This is a genomic window from Martelella endophytica (assembly GCF_000960975.1).
Classification (GTDB): Bacteria; Pseudomonadota; Alphaproteobacteria; order Rhizobiales; family Rhizobiaceae; genus Martelella; species Martelella endophytica.
On the sequence record NZ_CP010803.1, the window covers coordinates 1,550,397 to 1,569,881 of the forward strand.

The 19,485-nt window shown below is 64.1% G+C and carries 13 protein-coding genes; 10 read left to right on the forward strand and 3 right to left on the reverse strand.

Annotated elements, in window-relative coordinates; genetic code table 11:
- Positions 1 to 27: 27 nt before the first annotated feature.
- The 5 genes from TM49_RS07055 to TM49_RS07075 are packed head-to-tail and all read left to right on the forward strand — an operon-like array spanning position 28 to position 6,922.
- Positions 28 to 1,035 carry an ABC transporter permease gene (locus TM49_RS07055; protein WP_045680186.1) on the forward strand — a complete coding sequence of 336 codons (1,008 nt, stop codon included), beginning with the start codon at positions 28 to 30 and terminating at the stop codon, positions 1,033 to 1,035.
- On the forward strand, positions 1,032 to 2,132 hold the full coding sequence (locus TM49_RS07060) for an ABC transporter permease (RefSeq protein ID WP_045680188.1): 1,101 nt from the start codon (positions 1,032 to 1,034) through the stop codon (positions 2,130 to 2,132). The genes TM49_RS07055 and TM49_RS07060 overlap by 4 nt, the downstream gene beginning before the upstream one ends.
- Positions 2,122 to 4,203 carry an ABC transporter ATP-binding protein gene (locus TM49_RS07065; RefSeq protein WP_045680189.1) on the forward strand — a complete coding sequence of 694 codons (2,082 nt, stop codon included), beginning with the start codon at positions 2,122 to 2,124 and terminating at the stop codon, positions 4,201 to 4,203. The genes TM49_RS07060 and TM49_RS07065 overlap by 11 nt, the downstream gene beginning before the upstream one ends.
- Positions 4,203 to 5,567: a CehA/McbA family metallohydrolase gene (locus TM49_RS07070; RefSeq protein ID WP_052699736.1), complete on the forward strand. Its 1,365-nt coding sequence runs from the start codon at positions 4,203 to 4,205 to the stop codon at positions 5,565 to 5,567. The genes TM49_RS07065 and TM49_RS07070 overlap by 1 nt, the downstream gene beginning before the upstream one ends.
- On the forward strand, positions 5,564 to 6,922 hold the full coding sequence (locus TM49_RS07075; RefSeq protein ID WP_045680190.1) for a CehA/McbA family metallohydrolase: 1,359 nt from the start codon (positions 5,564 to 5,566) through the stop codon (positions 6,920 to 6,922). Before TM49_RS07070 ends, TM49_RS07075 begins: the two co-directional genes overlap by 4 nt.
- Before the next feature lie 82 nt (positions 6,923 to 7,004).
- Here TM49_RS07075 and fhuB read toward each other — a convergent pair whose 3' ends face one another.
- The 3 genes from fhuB to TM49_RS07090 form a co-directional block, all read right to left on the reverse strand.
- Positions 7,005 to 8,975, reverse strand: coding sequence for a Fe(3+)-hydroxamate ABC transporter permease FhuB (fhuB, locus tag TM49_RS07080; protein WP_045680191.1), 1,971 nt, complete (start codon positions 8,973 to 8,975; stop codon positions 7,005 to 7,007).
- Positions 8,972 to 9,793 carry an iron-siderophore ABC transporter substrate-binding protein gene (locus tag TM49_RS07085; RefSeq protein WP_244464811.1) on the reverse strand — a complete coding sequence of 274 codons (822 nt, stop codon included), beginning with the start codon at positions 9,791 to 9,793 and terminating at the stop codon, positions 8,972 to 8,974. The genes fhuB and TM49_RS07085 overlap by 4 nt, the downstream gene beginning before the upstream one ends.
- A 61-nt stretch (positions 9,794 to 9,854) precedes the next feature.
- On the reverse strand, positions 9,855 to 10,667 hold the full coding sequence (locus tag TM49_RS07090) for an ATP-binding cassette domain-containing protein (protein WP_045680193.1): 813 nt from the start codon (positions 10,665 to 10,667) through the stop codon (positions 9,855 to 9,857).
- Here TM49_RS07090 and TM49_RS07095 point away from each other — a divergent pair.
- The 5 genes from TM49_RS07095 (at position 10,651) to TM49_RS07115 (ending at position 19,468) form a co-directional block, all read left to right on the forward strand.
- Complete coding sequence (locus TM49_RS07095) at positions 10,651 to 11,667, forward strand: helix-turn-helix transcriptional regulator (RefSeq protein WP_244464812.1); 1,017 nt, start codon at positions 10,651 to 10,653, stop codon at positions 11,665 to 11,667. The genes TM49_RS07090 and TM49_RS07095 overlap by 17 nt on opposite strands.
- A 119-nt stretch (positions 11,668 to 11,786) precedes the next feature.
- Entirely contained in the window at positions 11,787 to 13,967 is a 2,181-nt protein-coding gene (locus TM49_RS07100) for a TonB-dependent siderophore receptor (RefSeq protein WP_045680197.1), read from the forward strand.
- 278 nt (positions 13,968 to 14,245) lie between these two features.
- Complete coding sequence (locus TM49_RS07105) at positions 14,246 to 15,349, forward strand: efflux RND transporter periplasmic adaptor subunit (protein ID WP_052699737.1); 1,104 nt, start codon at positions 14,246 to 14,248, stop codon at positions 15,347 to 15,349.
- The gene (locus tag TM49_RS07110; protein ID WP_045680199.1) at positions 15,346 to 16,422 is read left to right on the forward strand and encodes an efflux RND transporter periplasmic adaptor subunit; all 1,077 of its coding nucleotides are present in this window, start codon (positions 15,346 to 15,348) and stop codon (positions 16,420 to 16,422) included. The genes TM49_RS07105 and TM49_RS07110 overlap by 4 nt, the downstream gene beginning before the upstream one ends.
- Positions 16,415 to 19,468 carry an efflux RND transporter permease subunit gene (locus TM49_RS07115; RefSeq protein WP_045680201.1) on the forward strand — a complete coding sequence of 1,018 codons (3,054 nt, stop codon included), beginning with the start codon at positions 16,415 to 16,417 and terminating at the stop codon, positions 19,466 to 19,468. The genes TM49_RS07110 and TM49_RS07115 overlap by 8 nt, the downstream gene beginning before the upstream one ends.
- Positions 19,469 to 19,485: the final 17 nt, after the last annotated feature.

Below are 19,485 nucleotides of genomic sequence, written 5' to 3' on the forward strand. Positions count from 1 at the left end.
CACCCCTTCCTTTACGAAAGTTTTCCGATGCTGGAGTTTCTGGCCCGTCGCGCCGTGCTGATGGTGTTCACGGTGCTTGCGATCACCGTGGTTTCCTTTGCCGTCATCACCCTTCCGCCCGGCGACTATGTCGACAAGCTTGCCCTCGATGCGCGCATGACCGGCGATGTCATGCCGGCGGAGCAGCAGGCCCAGCTGCGCCACCGCTTCGGCTTGGACAAGAGCCTGCCCGAACAATATTACGACTGGGTCTCCAACATCGTCCGATACGGCGATTTCGGCCGGTCATTCACCTATGAGCGTCCCGTCACCGAGCTGATCTGGGAGCGGCTCGGGCTGACCTCGCTGTTGTCGGTGCTGACGCTGATGTTTATCTGGGTGATCGCCATTCCCATCGGCATCTACTCTGCCGTCCGCAAATATTCGCTCGGCGACTATCTCTTCACCTTCATCGGCTTCATCGGGCTCGCCATCCCCAATTTCCTGCTGGCGCTGGTGCTGATGTACGTCTCGTTCAAATATATGGATCAGAGCGTTGGCGGATTGTTTTCGCCGCAATATCTCGATGCGCCCTGGTCGTTTGCCCGCATCGGCGACCTGCTGTCGCATCTGTGGATCCCGATGGTCGTGCTCGGCACGGCGGGTACAGCCAGCGTCATCCGCACCATCCGCGCCAATTTGCTGGATGAGCTGCACCGGCCCTATGTGTTGACAGCACGGGCAAAGGGGCTTTCCGAGCACCGGCTGATCGTCAAGTACCCGGTGCGCTACTCGCTCAATCCCTTCGTTTCCGGGCTCAACGAAATCTTCGTCACCATCGTTTCCGGCGAAACCATCGTCGCGGTCGTTCTCGGTCTGCAGACCACCGGCCCGCTTCTGCTCGATGCGCTGCGAAATCAGGACATGTATCTGGCGGCGACGCTGATCATGTTCCTGAGCTTCCTTGCCGTCGTGGGTACCCTCTTTTCCGACATGCTGCTGATGATCCTCGATCCCCGTATCCGCCGGCAGGCCCGTGAAGGAGAGCTGTTGTGAAGGCATCCTCCGATCAGGTCAGCTATCAGGCACTCATCTGGCGCCGGTTCCGCCGCCACAGGCTCGGCGTCCTCGGTGCCGTGGTGACCGGCTTCATCTATTTTGTGGCGCTTTTCGTGGAGTTCCTGGCGCCGTTCAATCCGCAGGATTTCTCGCCCCGCGCGCTCTATTCGCCGCCGCAGATGGTCCATCTCATCCGCACCGATGATACCGGCGCCATGCATTTCGGTCCCTATGCGATCGGCTTCAAATCGACGGTCGACTACAATACCGGACATCGCATCTTCAAACCGGATCCGGAGCGGGTCATTCCGCTCGGCTTCTTCGTGAAGGGCGATGCCTACAAGATGTGGGGTTTCCTGCCCTGGGACCGGCATTTCTTCGGCCCGACCGATCCTGAAGACAAGGTCTATTTCTTCGGCGCCGATCGGCTTGGCCGCGATGTGTTCAGCAGAACGATCTATGCGACGCGGGTTTCGATGACGATCGGGCTTATCGGCGTGGCGCTGAGCCTCGTGCTCGGTCTCATCATCGGCGGCGCCTCCGGCTATTTCGGCGGCTGGATCGATGTCGCCATCCAGCGCGTCATCGAATTCCTGCAGTCGCTTCCGTCGATCCCGCTGTGGATCGGGCTGGCGGCGGCCATTCCGCCGACCATGCCGCCGATCCAGACCTACTTCCTGATCACCGTCATCCTCTCGGTGCTTGGCTGGACAGGGCTGGCCCGGGTCGTGCGCGGCCGGTTCATGGCGCTGAAGAAGGAGGAGTTCGTGGTGGCCGCGCGTCTCGACGGCTGTCGCCCGCCGCGCATCATCCTGCGCCACATGGCGCCGAATTTCCTCAGCCACATCATCGCCGTCGTCACGCTTGCCATTCCCGGCATGATCATTGCCGAGACGTCGCTCAGCTTCCTCGGCATCGGCCTCAGGCAGCCGGTGGTGAGCTGGGGCGTTCTGTTGCAGGAGGCGCAGAATTTTCGCTCGATCGCTGCTGCCCCCTGGCTGTTCGCGCCCGGTGGCGCGGTCGTGATTGCGGTGCTCGCGCTCAATTTCCTCGGCGACGGCCTTCGCGACGCGGGAGATCCCCATGCAAACTGAGACCCTGCTCGAAATCGACGGCCTTTCCGTTTCTTTCAAGGATGATGACAATTCGCTGGCTGCCCTCAAGGATGTCTCTTTCGATATTCCGACCGGCAAGACCGTCTGCCTGGTGGGTGAATCCGGCTGCGGCAAGTCACTGACGGCGCGCAGCCTGTTACGCATCCTTGATCCGAACGCCGACATCGTGGGGGGCCGGATGCGCTTTCGCGAGCGTGATGGTGCCGTCACAGATCTTGCGGCGGAAACGCCGAAATCGGCGCCCCTGCGTCAGGTCCGCGGCAACGAGATCACCATGATCTTCCAGGAACCGATGACCGCGCTTTCCGTGTTTCACACCATTGGCGACCAGATCATCGAGGCGATCCGTGTCCATGAGCGCATGTCGAAGAAGGCAGCGCGGGCACGGGCGCTGGAGGCGCTCGAGGCGGTCGGCATGCCCGATGCCGCGGCGCGGCTTGATGCTTATACGTTCGAGCTTTCGGGCGGGCAGCGCCAGCGCGCGATGATCGCCATGGCGCTGGTCACCAATCCCCGTCTGCTGATCGCCGACGAACCGACGACCGCGCTCGATGTCACCACCCAGGCGGTGATCCTCGAATTGCTGCAGGACCTCAAGGCGCGCTTCGGCATGTCGTTCCTGTTCATCACCCACGATCTCGGCGTGGTTGCCGAAATGGCCGACGAGGTGGTGGTGATGTATCTCGGCGAGGTGGTGGAACGTGGTCCCGTGGAGCGCATCTTCAATGCTCCGCGCCACCCCTATACGCGGGCGCTGCTTGCCGCCGCACCGCATTATTCGACGGGCAACAACACGCGGCTCCCTGTCATTCCGGGCACCGTGCCGAGCCTTTCCAAACGGCCGGAGGGCTGCGCCTTCGTGACGCGCTGCGCCTTTGCCGAAGCCGGCCGATGCGATGTCGAGCGGCCGCCGATGGTGCCGGGTGAGACCGAGGCACGCTGCTTCTTTGCCGGCGATGAGCGGCTGGCGGGGCCGGTTCCGAACGAAGAACTTGCGTCTCCGGCGGTGACTGACGCGGTGACGAAAGAGCGGCGCCCGATCATTCTGGCGGCCGATCGCGTGTCGCGCCATTTTGAAAAGAAGCGCGGCCTGTTTCGTGGCGGTGAGTGCGTGACCCGCGCGGTGAACGATGTTTCACTGGAGCTGGCGGAAGGCGAGACGCTCGGCCTCGTCGGCGAGTCCGGTTGCGGCAAGTCGACGCTCGGCAGCACGCTGGCGGCGCTGCTCGATCCGACCGGCGGTTCGGTTCGGCTCGGCATCAATGGCGAGAGCCGCGTGATCTCCGGGCTGTCAGAGCCGGAGCGCCGTGCGGTCTGGCGTGACCTCCGCGTGGTGTTCCAGGACCCCTACAGTTCCCTCAATCCGCGCATGAGCGTGTTCGATATCGTTGCCGAGCCGCTCAGGGCCGGCGCCGGACGGACGATGAAGCCGGCGGCGCTCAAGGCGCGGGTCGACGACGTTCTGGCCCGTGTCGGGCTCGATCCGTCATTGTCCGGTCGCTATCCACATGCCTTTTCGGGTGGTCAGCGGCAGCGCATCGGCATTGCCCGTGCGCTCGCCCCATCGCCGCGCATCATCATTGCCGATGAGCCGGCGTCCGCGCTCGACGTTTCGGTGCAGGCGCAGATCCTCAATCTGTTCCGTGACCTGCAGAAGACACTGGGGCTGACCTACCTCTTCATCTCGCACGATCTCAACGTTGTTTCCAACATCGCCGGGCGGGTTGCGGTCATGTATGCGGGGCGCATCGTCGAAATGGCAGACACGGCCGACATCTACCACCGTCCCCGCCATCCCTATTCGGCGGCACTTCTGAATGCGGTGTTGACCCCCGAATACCATCCGACGAAGCCTGTGCGGGAGCGGCTTTCGGGCGCACCGCCCAATCCGGCCAATCTGCCCGTCGGCTGCGCCTTCTCGCCACGTTGTCCCTTCGCGACCGATCTTTGCCGCAGCGCCGCACCGCCGCTGGAGCATGATGGTAATGGGCGGTTGACAGCCTGTCATCGTCGCGATGATCTGCAACTGACGGGGCTGGGAGAGGCGTGATGCAGATTATCGACACGGGACTGAGCCTTGCCGGAACGCGTGAGACGACGTTCAGGGTGGAGCGCGATGACCAGGCGCGAAGTCCCTATCTTTACGTCGCGGTCGATGTGCCGTCCGGGCTTTCGTCGTTGTCGGTGACGCTGGCTTATGAAAAGGGCGAAGACTGCATCATCGATCTCGGCCTCCTCGATCCGCGCGCGAGCGCCTATCCGACCCGCGAAGGCTTTCGCGGCTGGAGCGGCGGCGCCCGCAACGCCGTCTTCGTCGGCGAGAAGACGGCGACGCCCGGCTATGTTCCGGGGGCCATCATGGCAGGGCGCTGGCTGGTCATGCTCGGCCTCTATCGCTTGCCGGAGGCGGGGGCGGAGATTTCGCTGACTGTGGGTGACACGCCAATCGGGCCCGCGGCGTCAGCGGTTCCGGAAGCCACCCGCTGGACGCCAAAAGGCCCCGGCTGGTATCGCGGCGACACCCACAGCCATACCTTCCACTCCGATGCGAAGGGCGCGCCCGAGACCCTGCATAGGATGGCGCGCGAACGTGGACTCGATTTCCTGTTCGTCACCGATCACAACACGCTGACGGGATGGACCGCCTATTTCCGCAACGTCACCGGTTCTGACCTCGTCTTTCTTCCGGGCGTCGAAATCACCACGGCCGACGGCCACGCCAATATTCTAGGGCTTGAGACCTGGGTCGATTTCCGGCTTGAACGGGATGAGGACATCGCGGTGCTGGAGGCGTCCGCCAGGAGCGCCGGCGGCATCCTCTCGGTCAATCACCACAAGCCGCCGATCCCCTGGCGGCACGCATGGCCGGAGGTGAAATGCATGGAGGCGTGGCATGAATGTTGGGATCGCGACAACGCGCTGCTGCTCTCGCGCTATGATGCGCTTTTGAAATCCGGCAGGCGCATCACCGGCATCGGTGGCAGCGATTACCACCAGCCGGCGGCGCTGACGCATGAAGGCGCCTGGCTGCTCGGCAATCCGACGACCGTGGTTCATGCCGAAACGCTCGACAGGACCGGTGTCGTGGAAGCAATCCGCCGGGGCCGGGTCTTCATCACCGAAAGTCCGGACGGCCCGCATCTCGAGCTTGAAGCAGACGGCCAGCCGATGGGGGGCGTGGTTGCCGCCTCAAAAGGCGTGGTTCTGAACGTGCTGACCGAAGGTGCAAAGGGTGACGGCCTGCATCTCGTCAGCGATCGCGGTCTCCTCGCGACCCTGCCTGTCGGCTCCGGGCGGTGGCAGGCCGAGATGCGCCTTCCTTCCGGCCTTCTTTATGTGCGCGCCGAAATCCGCCGTGGCAAGGCGGTGCGGGCGCTTTCCAATCCGATCTATTTCGACAGGCAAATGCGATGACGCTTCTCTTCGAAGGCCGGCTGACGCTCGACCAGATGTCCTCCCACATTCCCTTTCGGTTCGAACTGCCGGAAGGCGTCGGTACGCTCCGTATCGATTTCAGTCATACGCCGCACCATCCGGGCGTCGGCGACATTCCGCATCAGCTCAGCATTTCGGTTTATGGCCCGAACGGCGCGCGCGGCACGCGGCACAACAATGCTGACCAGAGCCCGGTCATCTCGACGCGCCATGCCTCGCCCGGCTACCTCCCCGGCCCGATCGAGCCGGGAGAGTGGTGCGTCGAAATCGATTGCCACCGCATCCTGCCGCCGGGCGGGGTCAGTTACCGGCTTGCGATCGACTGGCAGGATCAGGAAACCGAGCCGCCAACTGCCGAGCCCCTGCCTTCCGCAGCACCCCGCCGGCGCGGCAAGGGCTGGTATCGTGGCGATCTGCACGGCCATACGCTGCATTCCGATGGCCGGATGAGCATCGCCGAATATCTCGCCTACGCGCAGGAACGCGGCCTCGATTTCGTGGCGCTCACCGACCACAACACCGTCTCCGCCATTTCCGAGCTCGAACGGCTGGCGGGCGAGGGGATCACCATCCTGCCGGGAACGGAACTCACCACCTATCACGGCCACGCATTGGTGCTTGGCAGCCGGCAATGGCAGGAATGGCGGGTGAAGGACGGCTCCACCATGAGTGCGATCGCTGATGCCGCATCCGAGCAAGGCCAGCTCTTCGTCATCGCCCATCCCCAGCATGAGGGGCATCCGTTCTGCACCGGCTGCCACTGGGCCTGGGCTGACATGATGCCCGGTCCGGCGCGCCATGTGGAGGTCTGGAACGGTCCGCGTGACAACGGCGATCACAACGACCGCTCGCTGGCACTGTTCTATCATTTCCTCAACCAGGGCTACCGTATGATCGCGACCAGCGGCACGGACACCCATCGCCGCGCCGCGCCCGAACACCGTATCCCGGTGCTGATGGTCGAGGCCGAGGATAACACCGTTTCCGCACTTCTGTCGGCGATCAGGCGCGGCCGCTCATACATCACCGGCGGCCCGCTGCTCGAGGTGGGCGCCACCGACGAGAGCGGTCGACGGATCGAGATGGGCGAAACGGCAGAACCGGGGCAGCTTTCGCTTTCCTGCCGCTGGACCGCCGACGATGGCACGCTCACCGCACGTCTGATCCGCCGTGGCGATGTGATGGAGACGGCAACTGCAACCGGCGAGCTGACGGTCGAAACCGAAGCGCGATCGAACGACTGGTTCGTCATTGAACTCCGCGACGCCCTTGCCCGCCTCCACGCCGTCACCAACCCGATCTTCCTCGGCGGCGACGGCGCCGTGTGGTATTGAGGCGCCTTCACGTCGATCTTCAGGCGCCCCGCAAGGACGCCCAATGTCAGGATGATGATGCGGAGAGAGGGGTTTTGACGCTCTACGCCTTGCGGCCGCGCATCAGCAGTACGAGGAATGGGGCGCCGAGGAGTGAGGCGGCGAGGCCGGCGGGGATTTCATAGGGGAAGATCGCGGTGCGGCCAGCCCAGTCGGCAAGCGTCATCAGACCGCCGCCGAGAAGGGCCGCGGCGAGGAGGGTTTCGGCCGGACGCCGGAAGCCCAGAAGCCGGGCGGCATGCGGTGCCATCAGTCCCACGAAGGTCAGGGGCCCGACGCAAAGCGTTGCCGCTGCGCTGAGAATGCCGGCAAGCAGCAGCAACAGGCTGCGCGCCCGCGCCACGGGGACGCCGCGGGCGGAGGCGACGGCCTCGCCGAGCGGCAGCACGGCAAGCCAGCGCCGTGTCATCAGGGCGGCCGGCAGCAGCACGGCAAGCGTGAGCGCTGCAAGGCCGGCGAGCGGAAAGCCGGCATTGTAGGTCGAACCGCTCAGCCAACGCATCAGGAACAGGGCACGCGGATCGCCGCTTGCGGCGAGGAAGCCGATCACCGCATCGGCGAGCGCGGTGAGCGCGATGCCGCCGAGCAAAACCCGCTCCGGCGCCAGGCCCGATCGGACTGCGAGGAGGAAAATCACTGCGATCACCGCCATCGCCCCGAGCGCCGCCACCGCGAATTGCCCCACGAGCGATAGTGACGCGAAGATCAGCACACCCGCCGTCACCCCAAGCGTGGCGCCGGCGCCGATGCCGAGAATTTCAGGGCTCGCCATCTCGTTGCCGGTCAGCCGCTGCAGGATGACACCGGCAAGCGAAAGCATGGCGCCGGCGAGGAAGGCGACCATCACCCGTGGCGCGCGCAGTCCGCCGACCGAGGCCAGCAGGTCGGGGCCAAGCAGGGCGAAGTCTCCCGTTCCGGTGCGTCCGACGAAAATGGCGAGACAGGCCGCAGCAAGGGCGAGGGCGGCGGCGATGGCCAGCCGCAGGCGGATGTGGCCATGATTGGGGGCACCGGCCATGGTGGTTTCGGGCCGGCGGTGACGCGTCTTCAGCCGGGGCAGCAGCGCGATCAGGAGCGGAGCGCCGAAAACCGCGGTCACGGCACCCGTCGGCACCAGCCCGATGTCGCCGGTGCTCAGCATCATGACGGCATTGTCGGTGAGAAACAGCAGGGCCGCGCCGATCACCGACGACCAGATGAGGATCTGCGAGGGCCTGCGCGCGCCGGTCAGTCGAGCAAGCGTCGGGGCCACGAGACCGACAAAGCCGATCACCCCGACAGCACTTGTGACGATCGCTGCAAGGCCGACGGCCACCGCAATGGCGACCACGCGCAGCAGGTGGATATTGATGCCGAGCGCGCGCGCGCCTTCATCGCCAAGTTCGATGAGGGCGAGCGGTCGGATCAGCAGAGCTGACAGGCCGCCAAGGACAGCGAGTTTTGCCGCAAGCCAGGCCGGCACCGACCAGCTTTGCTGGGCAAGCGACCCCGCGCCCCAGATGAACAGGCCGGCCAGATAGCGATCGTTGAGAAGCACGAGCACCGCCGAGAGCGCGCCGCACCAGAGCCCGACAATCAGGCCAGCAATGACCAGCGAGAAGGGCGAGAAGTTCTGCCGGGCGCCGATGGCGAGCACCAGTCCGGCGGCTGCCGCGGAACCGGCAAGGGTCACGAGGTCGCGGCCGAAACCGAGCAGCGCCGGCGCAAACAGCATGGCGAGCGCCAGCGCCAGCCCGCCGCCGGCGGAAACGCCGAGCGTCGTCGGCGAGGCCAGCGGATTGCGCAGCACCTGCTGGAACACGGCTCCGGACAGCGCCAACGCCGCGCCGCAGAGAAGCGCGGTGGCCATGCGGGGCAGGGTTGCATAGAAGAGCAGCATGCGGCCGATATCATAGGCTTCTCCGGCATGGCCAGTGGCGGATGCCGTGATCACAAAGGCGGCGGCAAGGCTGCCGAGACCACCAAGGACAAGGGCGAGCCCGATCGGCCCGCGCGTTTCTGCCGCGATCCTCATGCGCGTTCTGCCATCGCCGTGGTGAAAAGCCTGGCAAAGCGCGTCGCCTCGTTGACCATGCCGAAGAGAAGCACCGGCGGGATCACCACGAGACGCTCTCTTGCGGTGAAGGGCAGGGCCCGCCACAGCGGACTGCGTTCGAGGCTTGGCAGGATATCGGCGGCCAGCGGTTCGATGACGACAAGCGCGGTCTTTGGATCGGCGATGCGTGCGAGATCGGCGATGGCGATGGTTTCGTAGCCCCAGACATTGGCGGCACCCGGCCAGGCATTGGCCACACCCAGCCGCTCAAGCACGCTGTCGTAGAGCCCGGGTGCCGAATAGATGCGGACGTGACGTTCGTCGAGGAAGCTGATGATCGCGACCGGCGGCGTTTCGCTGCCTCCGAGCGTCGCCGCGCAATCTTCGAACATGCGATCGGCCTGCTGCAGGAATGCGGTTGCGGCCTCCTCGCGGCCGATCGCCTGGCCCAGCCTTCGCGTTGCGGCGATCGCCCGCGTCAGGACGGGGCCGTCTTCGGCGGTATAGACGTCGAGGCTGAGGACGGGCGCATAATGTTCGAGGCGGGGAGTGAGATGGGCGAGGAACGGCGAGGTCAGGATCAGATCGGGCTGGAGTGCTGCCAGAACCTCGAAGCTGATTTCCCACGAGGAGCCGAGGTCGGCAACGCCTTCGGGCATTTGCGGCTTTCCGACCCACTTGGCCCAGCCGTCGAGGGAGGCGACGGCGATCGGCGTGATGCCGAGCGCCAGGAGGGTGGATGCGCCGGCATAGTCGAGGCAGGCGATCCTTTTCGGCGCCGCGGCCCGTGCTGGCACCGCCCCCAGGAGAGGCGCCGTCGCCAAGCCGGCGAGAAAACGGCGTCGGCCTATTTCGGGTTCAGCGGACATAGGCAAGCGGCATGGCCGAGTCAGGATGCGGGATGACGCCCATTTCGACGCCATAGATCGCGCGCAGCGTCTCGGCATTGAGGAAGGTGTCCGGCCGGCCGTCGGCGACAAGCTTTCCACCCTTCAAAGCATAAATGTGATCGCAGAACCGTGCCGCCATGTTGATGTCGTGCAGCACGACGATCACCGAAAGTCCGTTGTCGTGCGACAGTCGGCGGATCAGGCTCAGCACCTCGATCTGATGGGCGATGTCGAGCGCCGAGGTCGGTTCGTCCAGAAGCAGGCAGCGGCTGTCCTGCGCGATCAGCATGGCGATCCAGGCGCGCTGGCGCTCGCCTCCCGACAGCGTATCCACCATGCGCTCCGCCATCGCTTCAAGTCCCGCCATCGCCAGCGCGGTTTCGACCTTTTCGCGGTCATTGTCGCTGAAGCGGCCGACTGCCCCGTGCCAGGGATAGCGGCCGCAGGCGACCAGTTCGCGCACGCTCATGCCGGTGGCGGAGCTGGTATCCTGGGCGAGATAGGCAACCCTGCGGGCGAAGTCGCGGGCACCGATCGCCTGCAGCGGCTCGCCGTCGAAGACGATGCTGCCCCCGCTCGGCTGCTGCTGGCGGGCAAGGAGCTTCAGCAGTGTCGATTTACCCGAGCCATTGTGGCCGACGAGCGCAGATACGACGCCCTGCGGAAAATCGATCGAAATGCCGGAAAGGAGCGGCCGCGCCTCGACCGAAAAGCAAAGGTCCCGTGTCGTAAAACCGGTCGCCTGCAGTGTCTGCGGCGCTGATATGGAGGCAAAACCCATTGGACGATCCCGAATTCCCGGCAAGCGGCTTGAAGCCTGCTTATTAAAGATGATAATTGCTTTCAAGTTTTTTCAGGCTTTGCAGTTCCCGAATGTGGGTGGTCCTCCGGTGCAGCATTTTCCGCGGATGGAAATCGAGATCGAAGGTTTTTGCGTGACCGGCAGCCGGCATCACCGCTTCGGCGGGGATCTGGTCGCCGATCTGTGGGACGTCGATTGCAGCGAGGAGGCCGGCGGCTATTATGTGAGCCGCGATCCGCGCCTTTTCGTTCTGCTCGAGACGCGTGCCCGCCCGGAGGCTGTGTTCACCATGTCGGAGATCGGCGGACGAACGCTGCCGGACTGCGGCGTGCGGGCGATGCACTTCATACCCGCCGGCATGGAAATGCGCACAAGGCTGACGGCCATGCAGGGGCTGCGTCACCTCGACCTCCACTTCGACGCCGGCACGCTTGCCCGCAGGCTCGGAAACCGCTTCGATCCGGCGGTGCTGAACGAGCCCCGCTTCATGCTGAATGATGACCGGCTCAATCAGATCGCCGCGCTTCTGGCCGCCGAACTTTCCGCCGACAATCCGCTTCACGATCTTTACGGCGACGGCCTGGTCAATGCGCTGCTGGTCGGGCTTCTGGGGTTGCGTCCCGATGAGGCGCGGCCGCGCAGCAAGCTTGCGGACTGGCAGGTCCGCCAGGTCACCGGCTATATCGCCGACCATGCGGCGAAACGCATTCCGCTGGAGGAACTCGCCGCGCTTCTCGGCCTTTCCGCTTCCTATTTCAGCCATGCATTCAAGGCCAGCACCGGGCTTTCGCCGCAGCAATGGCAGATGAACCACAGGATCGACCGGATCAAGGACGAGCTGAAGAATCCGGCGATTCCGATCACGGCCATTGCCGCGCAGGCGGGCTTTGCCGATACGGCACATTTTTCGCGCAGCTTCCGCCGGATCACCGGCATGACGCCGTCCGGCTGGCGCACGGTCAACGGTGGCAGCGACTGAACGCGGCCACATTTTTGACCAAATTCATTCAACTGCGAGCGGATTTGTGCAAGCGCCGTGCATATACTTGAGTTAATTACTCAGATTAAATTCCGCTCACTCAGTTACCGGCTCCGATCATGTCCACAGTTCTTCGTCCCGCAATCTTCCGTTCCCTGCTCAAGGCAAGTGCCGCGCTCGCCTTGCTGAGCGTGGCCGTCCCCGTTTTTGCCCAGGACGCCACGACTCAGCTCGATCCGGTCAACGTCACCGTCGGTTCCGAAAACGGAACCGGCCCGGTCGACGGCTATGTCGCCAGGGACACGCAGACCGGCGTGAAGACCGACACGCCGATCGCCGAAATTCCGCAATTCGTCTCGGTCATCGGCCGTGACGAGCTTGAGGATCGGGGCGCCTCCGGCAAGGTCGACGAGGCATTGCGCTATACGGCAGGTGTCTTTGCCCAGCCCTTCGGCGTCGATCAGGATACGGACTGGATCTATGTCCGTGGCTTCGACGCGACCCAGACCGGCGTCTATCTCGACGGCCTCAATCTCTGGTCCTACGGTTTCGGCGGCTTCCAGATCGACTCGGATTTCCTCGAGCGCGTGGAAGTGCTGCAGGGACCGGCTTCGGTGCTTTATGGCGGCTCCAATCCCGGCGGCATCGTCAATCTGGTATCGAAACGTCCGCAGCCGGAGAATTTCGGCTCGAGCGAAATCGGTATCAACAATTTCGGCAATGCCTATCTCAATCTCGACGTGAACGGCACGACCGATGATCAGGGCGTCTCCTGGCGGTTTACCGGCAAGATCGCCGGTGGCGACGAATATGCCGATCAGTCGCAGGATTTCCGCGGCGTCGTCATGCCGCAGATCGCCTGGACGCCGGACGACGAGACCTCGTTGAACCTCTACGCCTATTATTCCTACCTTGACCAGAACACCGGCTCGAACGGTTTCCTGCCGTATTATGGCACGGTCGAGCCGCAATATTTCGGACGGATTCCGCGCGACGCCAATTACGGCGAGCCGTCGACGGACTACAGCAAGATCGGGCAGACCTTCGTCGGCTACGAGTTCGAGCACACTTTCGACAGTGCCTGGACCTTCACCTCGAATGCGCGCTACGGCCACCTCGACCGCAAGGAAAACCAGCCTTATCCCTACGGCTACTACGATCCGGCAACCGGCTATGGCTTCCTGACCGAACCGGCCGCCGACGGCGCCTATCTCACCCGCCTCGGCTTCGACCACAAGACCACAGTCGACAGCTTCGCCGTCGACAACCGGCTCGATGGCAATGTCACCACCGGCATTTTCGATCACGAGATCCTGGTGGGCCTCGACTACAAGTACTACCAGCTGGATAGCGTGCAGGCTTCGTCGACGGCAACGCCGATTAGCGTGACGGACCCCGTCTACGGAACGCCGCAGCCCGCCAACAGCGTCTATCTCGACCAGACGCTGACGCAGCAGCAGCTGGGGCTCTATGCCCAGGACCAGATCCGCTTCGGCGACGGCTTCATCGCGACGTTCAACGGCCGCTACGATTATGTGCACACCGATCTCGACGACCATCTCGGCAGCGTTTCCTACATCTCCGACGACAATGCCGTCAGCGGCCGTGCCGGCCTGGCCTACGAGTTCGACAACGGCATCACGCCCTATGTCAGCGCGTCGACCTTCTTCAATCCGCTGATCGGCAACAGCGCCGATGGTCCGCTTGAGCCGGAGGATGGCTACCAGTTCGAAGGCGGACTTAAGTACCAGCCCTTCGCCTTCGACGGCCTGTTCACGGCTTCGGTCTTCCACATCACCAAGAACAACTGGAACGTGACCGATCCGCTGACCTTCCTCGACAGCCAGGTTGGCCAGGTCGATGCCAACGGCATCGAGTTCGAAGGCAAGGTCAACCTCAACGAGGACTGGAAGCTTCTCGGTTCGTTCACCTGGCAGAAGCAGGAAATCAAGGAACATGCCGATCCGTCGCTGATCGGCAACGAGCCTTATATGGTGCCCGATGTCATGGCCGCGGCCTGGCTGACCTATACGGTGCCCGAGGGTGTGCTCGAAGGCCTCAGCCTCGGTGGCGGCATCCGCTATCAGGGCGAGAGCTGGGCCGATATGGAAAACACCGCGAAGGTGCCAGCCGCGACCGTCTTCGATGCGAGCATCTCCTACGAGAAGAACGACTGGACCGCCGCGCTCAACGTCGACAACCTGTTCGACAAGGACTATGTCGCCGGTTGCCGGGGACTGAATGTCTGCGGCTACGGCCAGAGCCGCACCATCACGGCAAGCCTCAGCAAGAAGTGGTAGGGCCTCGCCCGCATTAGCGCACCAATGCGCCGGCCAAGAGGCCTGCGCCGGTAAACCTGCCGGCGAGGCCGGCGGACCCGTGGATGGCACCATCTCTGTTGCCATCCACGTTTGGCTGCGTCCGGCAGCCGCCTGACGGTTTTCCGGCTACGATTTGCAACAAAACTGAAACGATCGGGCAAAACGCCCTGGCTATGTCTGGCAGCGATCTGTCCTCCAGCCTGCAAGCGACCGGCTTGCGGAGCAGGGACTCCGCTTTCGAAGGCCATCGCTAAGACATGTTCCAGACGAGATATTCGATGCCGGCGGCACTGCGGGCCGGCACGACATTCCTGCTTTTTTCATTGCTCTTGAGCGGTTGCGGCCGCGATGAGGCAAAGGATCCCTCCACCGTTTATGTCACCGATACGGTGGTCGAGCGCGAGACGGTTTCGGCTGCCTCGACCTTTACCGGCGAAGTCGAGCCGGTGCAGCAATCGGATCTTTCCTTCAAGGTGGCGGGCCAGATTGTGGCGATCCGTGTCGACGTCGGTGACAGGGTCAGGCCCGGCCAGGTGCTCGCCGAGATCGATGATCGCCAGCAGACAGCCGACCTCGAGATCGCCGAAGCGGGCCTGCATTCGGCGGAGGCGGAACTGGCGCAGGCCGAGGCCAGTGCTGCCCGCCAGAGAAGTCTTGTCGAGAAGGGTGCCGTGCCCCAGTCCTCGCTGGAGCAGGCCGAGCAACAGCTGACCTCGGCGCAGAACAGTGTCGTCACCGCCAAGAGCGAACGCGCCTCGGCGAGGAAGGACCTTGCCGACACGCGGATCATTGCCGGCGTCGCCGGCCTCGTCCTCGACCGGCAAAGCGATGTCGGCGCGGTCGTTTCCGCCGGCCAGGCCGTGTTGACGCTTGCCCGCGGCGACGAGAAGCAGGCGATCTTCGAGGTTCCCGAGGTCGTCATGATGGTGCCGGACCCGCTGGCGATCGCCGTCGAGGTCGCGCTTCTGCAGGATGGCGAGCGTTCCGTCACGGGCCGGATCACCGATGTCTCGCCGGCCGTCGACCTCGAAACGGGCACGGTGACAGTCAAGGTCAGCCTTCCGGGCGAGGCTGCGGAATTTCCCCTGGGCGCGCCCGTTTCCGGCCGTTTCGGCCGCCACCAGCAGGTGGGCGTCATCCTGCCGTGGACCGCGCTGACCCAGACCACAGACGGTCCGGCCGTCTGGGTGGTCGACAAGGACACGTGCGAGGTCGCAACCCGGCCGGTGACGCTCGGCGATTACGAAGACAGGACATTCCAGGTGCTTTCCGGCCTTGAGGTCGGCGATACGGTCGTCACCAAGGGCGGTAAGCTGTTGCGGCCGGGCCTGAAGGTGGCCGAGGCGGAGGATGCCCGATGAAAAGCCGTATCCTGCTCGTTTCACTCATCGCCCTGACGCTTGCCGCCTGCGGCCAGGAGGAGCCGGAAACGGAAACCGTCCGTCCGGTCCTTTCGCTTGTCGTCGATCCCTCGCATGGCAAGGTGCAGTCCTTCACCGGTGTTGTTGCGGCCCGCACCGAAACCGATCACGCCTTTCGCGTTCTCGGTCAGATGACCGCGCGAAATGTCGATATCGGCGATCGCGTGCAGCAGGGCGACCTGCTTGCAAGCCTCGATCCGACATCCTTCGCGCTGTCGGTGGAAAGCGCCAGGGCCGGCGTCGCCAGTGCCGAGGCGGCGCGCGAAACGGCCTCGAGCAATCTCGTCCGCCAGAAGAAACTCTATTCCGCCAATGCGGCCAGCAAGGCGAGCCTGGAGGAAGCCAGCCAGGCACACGAGGGTGCCACGGCATCGCTCAAGCAGGCGCAGGCCAATCTCGCCAAGGCCGAAGAGCAATTGTCCTATACCCGGCTGGTGGCCGCCTTCGACGGTGTGGTCACCGATGTCTCGGCCGAGGTCGGGCAGACGGTTTCTGCCGGCGAGCCGGTCGTGACCCTCGCCAAGCTCGGGGAACAGGACGTGATCCTCGATGTGCCCGAGGCGGATCTGGCGACGGTTGCACCGGGGCAGCGGTTCGAGACGGCGCTGCTGCTGGGGCCGGACTTCACGGCCCTTGGACGGGTTCGTGAAATCGCGCCGGCTGCTGACCCGATCACCCGGACGTGGCGGGTGAAGCTGACGCTGGAGGATCCGCCCGCCGCCTACCGCCTCGGCTCGACGGTTGCGGCAACTGCGATGCCTTTGCCGGATCAGCGGCTGGCGATCCCGGCGAAGGCAGTGCTTTCGGAAAAGGACGGACAGCGCGTCTGGGTGGTCGATCCGCAATCCTCGACCGTCCGCAGCAAGGCGGTGCAGACCGCACCGATCCCCGGAAGCGACAGCGTCGCCATCCTGTCCGGCATCGCGCCCGGCACGCGGATCGTCACCGCCGGCATCCACAGCCTCGACGAAGGCCAGCACGTGAAAATCGCCGAGGGCGCAGATCATGGATAACAAGTTCAACCTCTCCACCTGGGCGCTCGAACACCGTTCGCTCGTCTGGTATCTGATGGCCGTCTTCATGGCCGCGGGGCTGCTCTCCTACATTAATCTCGGACGTGAGGAGGATCCCTCCTTCACCATCCGCACGATGACCGTTCAGGTCGGGTGGCCAGGTGCATCCGCCGAGGAGATGACCCGGCAGGTAACCGACCGGATCGAGAAGAAGCTTGAAGAACTCGATGAACTGGACCGGACCCGCAGCATGACCACCGCCGGTCAGGCGATTGTCTATGTCGACCTTCAGGACAATGTCGATGGCGCCGATGTGCAGGCGATCTGGCAACAGGTTCGCAACATGATCGGCGACATCAAGCAGGACTTCCCGCAAGGGGTAAACGGCCCGTTCTTCAATGACCGCTTCGGCGACGTCTACGGCAATATCTACGCCTTCACCGCCGATGGGCTGACCGAGCGACAGTTGCGCGACTATGTCGACGAAGCCCGCAACGCCATCCTGACACTGGACAATGTCGGTGATGTCGACGTCATTGGCGAGCAGGATGAGGTCATCTACATCGAGTTCTCGCCGCGCAAGCTGGCGGCGCTCGGCCTCGACACCCAGTCGGTGCTGAATGCGCTGAAGGAGCAGAACGCGGTCACCGCCTCCGGCGTCATCGAAACCGGCGAGGAGCGGATTGCACTTCGCGTCGGCGGCGCCTTCTCGTCCGAGGAAAGCCTCCGGGCCGTCAACCTGCGCGTCAATGATCGGTTCTTTCCGCTCGGCGACGTGGCCGAGATCAAGCGCGGCTATGTCGACCCGCCGCAGGCGCTGTTCCGGGTCAATGGCGAGCCGGCGATCGGGCTTGCAATCGGCATGCGCGCCGGCGCCAATCTCCTGAAGTTCGGCGCGGCGTTGGATCAGGAGATCGACGCCGTCGTCGCCCAGCTGCCGGCCGGCGTCAACGTCTTCCATGTCGCCGACCAGCCGGAGGTTGTCGACGAGGCGGTTTCAGGCTTCACCCGGGCGCTGTTCGAGGCGGTTGCCATCGTGCTGGTCATCAGCTTCATCAGCCTCGGCGTCCGTGCCGGGCTGGTGGTGGCGATTGCCATTCCGCTGGTGCTCGCGATCACCTTCGCCGTCATGTATTACAGCGGCATCTCGCTGCAGCGCATTTCGCTCGGCGGGCTGATCATTGCGCTCGGTCTTCTGGTGGACGATGCCATGATCGCGGTGGAGATGATGGTCCATCGGCTTGAGAAGGGCGACAGCCTCGACAAGGCCGCGACCCATGTCTACACCTCGACGGCCTTTCCGATGCTGACCGGCACGCTGGTGACCGTTGCCGGCTTCATGCCGGTCGGTCTCAACAGCTCCAATGCCGGCGAGTTCATCTTTACCCTGTTCGTCGTGATCGCGGTTTCGCTGATCGTCTCGTGGATCGTCGCGGTGTTCTTTACCCCGCTGATCGGCGTGACGGTGATGCCGAAGACGATGAAACAGACGGGCGAGCATCGCGGTTTCGTGATGCGGACCTTCCGGCGGCTGCTTCTGCTCTGCCTGCGATTCCGCTGGGTGACCATTGTGGTGACCCTTCTGGCGTTTGCGGCCTCGGTCTATGGCTATGGCTTTGTCCAGCACCAGTTCTTCCCGGATTCCGACCGCGTCGAGCTGATCGTCGACTGGAACCTGCCGCAGAATTCCTCGATCGAGGAGACCAACCGCCAGATAGCACAGTTCGAGGAGGAAGCCCTGAAGGGCAATGCCCTTGTCGACCACTGGAGCAGCTATATCGGCGAAGGCGCGCCGCGTTTCATCCTGTCCTTCGATGTCCAGCCGCCGGGGCGCTATTTCGGCCAGACGGTGATCGTGACCCGCAATCTCGATGACCGGGACGAACTCCAGGGCGAATTGCAGACCTATCTCGACAGGACCTTCCCCGGCACGGACGCATTCGTGAAACTTCTGGCCATCGGCCCACCCGTCGGCAAGCCCGTCGCCTACCGCATCAGCGGTCCGGATATCCAGAAGACGCGCGAATATGCGCAGGAAATCGCCGTGGCGATCGGCAAGAATCCCAATCTGGGTCGGCTGACCATGGACTGGTACGAGCCCTCCCGGATGATCAAGGTCGATGTGCTGCAGGACCAGGCCCGCAAGCTCGGCATCAGTTCCGAGGATATCGCCACGGCACTGAACGGCATGACCGACGGCACCACCGCCACTCAGGTGCGCGACGACATCTATCTCGTCGACGTCGTCGCCCGTGCCAACGATCGCGAACGCGGTTCGATCGATACGCTGGAAAACCTCGAACTGACATCGGCGAACGGCGAATCCGTGCCGCTCGGCGCCGTCGCGAAATTCCGCTACGAGCTCGAACAGCCGGTGATCTGGCGGCGCGACCGTATCCCGACGATCTCCGTCGAGGCGGCGATCGTCTCCTCGCTGCAGGCCGCCACCGTCGTCGAGCAGCTGGATCCGACCATCGAAGAGCTCAAAAGCGAGCTGCCGCCGGGCTACAGGATCGAACTGGGCGGGACCGAGGAGAAGAGCGCCGAGGCCAATGCGCCGATCATCGCGGTGGTACCGCTGATGCTGTTCGTGATGGCGACGGTGCTGATGATCCAGTTGCAGAGCGTCTCACGGATGCTGCTGGTCTTCTCGGTGGCGCCGCTGGCGCTGATCGGCGTGGTCATGGCGCTGTTCATCACCGGCGCGCCGATGGGCTTCGTCGCCATTCTCGGCGTGCTGGCGCTGATCGGCATCCTGATCCGCAACTCGGTCATTCTGATCGTGCAGATCGAGGATCATCGCAAGGAAGGCATGAAAGCCTGGGAAGCGGTCGTCGAGGCCACCGAAAACAGGATGCGACCGATCATGCTCACCGCCGCGGCGGCGACACTGGCGCTGATCCCGATCGCCCGGGAGATCTTCTGGGGGCCGATGGCCGTGGCGATGATGGGTGGCATCATCGTCGGAACGCTGCTCACCCTGCTGTTCCTTCCCGCGCTCTACGTGACCTGGTTCGGCATCCGCCCCGAAAGGGACGCGAGCTGACGCCTCTATCGGGAAGG

Coding starts and splice junctions, on each gene's coding strand:
- fhuB (WP_045680191.1), bottom strand. CDS start 8,975: ATGAGGATCGCGGCAGAAACGCGCGGGCCGATCGGGCTCGCCCTTGTC.
- TM49_RS07105 (WP_052699737.1), top strand. CDS start 14,246: ATGTTCCAGACGAGATATTCGATGCCGGCGGCACTGCGGGCCGGCACG.
- TM49_RS07075 (WP_045680190.1), top strand. CDS start 5,564: ATGACGCTTCTCTTCGAAGGCCGGCTGACGCTCGACCAGATGTCCTCC.
- TM49_RS07110 (WP_045680199.1), top strand. CDS start 15,346: ATGAAAAGCCGTATCCTGCTCGTTTCACTCATCGCCCTGACGCTTGCC.
- TM49_RS07055 (WP_045680186.1), top strand. CDS start 28: ATGCTGGAGTTTCTGGCCCGTCGCGCCGTGCTGATGGTGTTCACGGTG.
- TM49_RS07100 (WP_045680197.1), top strand. CDS start 11,787: ATGTCCACAGTTCTTCGTCCCGCAATCTTCCGTTCCCTGCTCAAGGCA.
- TM49_RS07095 (WP_244464812.1), top strand. CDS start 10,651: ATGGAGGCAAAACCCATTGGACGATCCCGAATTCCCGGCAAGCGGCTT.
- TM49_RS07115 (WP_045680201.1), top strand. CDS start 16,415: ATGGATAACAAGTTCAACCTCTCCACCTGGGCGCTCGAACACCGTTCG.
- TM49_RS07090 (WP_045680193.1), bottom strand. CDS start 10,667: ATGGGTTTTGCCTCCATATCAGCGCCGCAGACACTGCAGGCGACCGGT.
- TM49_RS07065 (WP_045680189.1), top strand. CDS start 2,122: ATGCAAACTGAGACCCTGCTCGAAATCGACGGCCTTTCCGTTTCTTTC.
- TM49_RS07070 (WP_052699736.1), top strand. CDS start 4,203: ATGCAGATTATCGACACGGGACTGAGCCTTGCCGGAACGCGTGAGACG.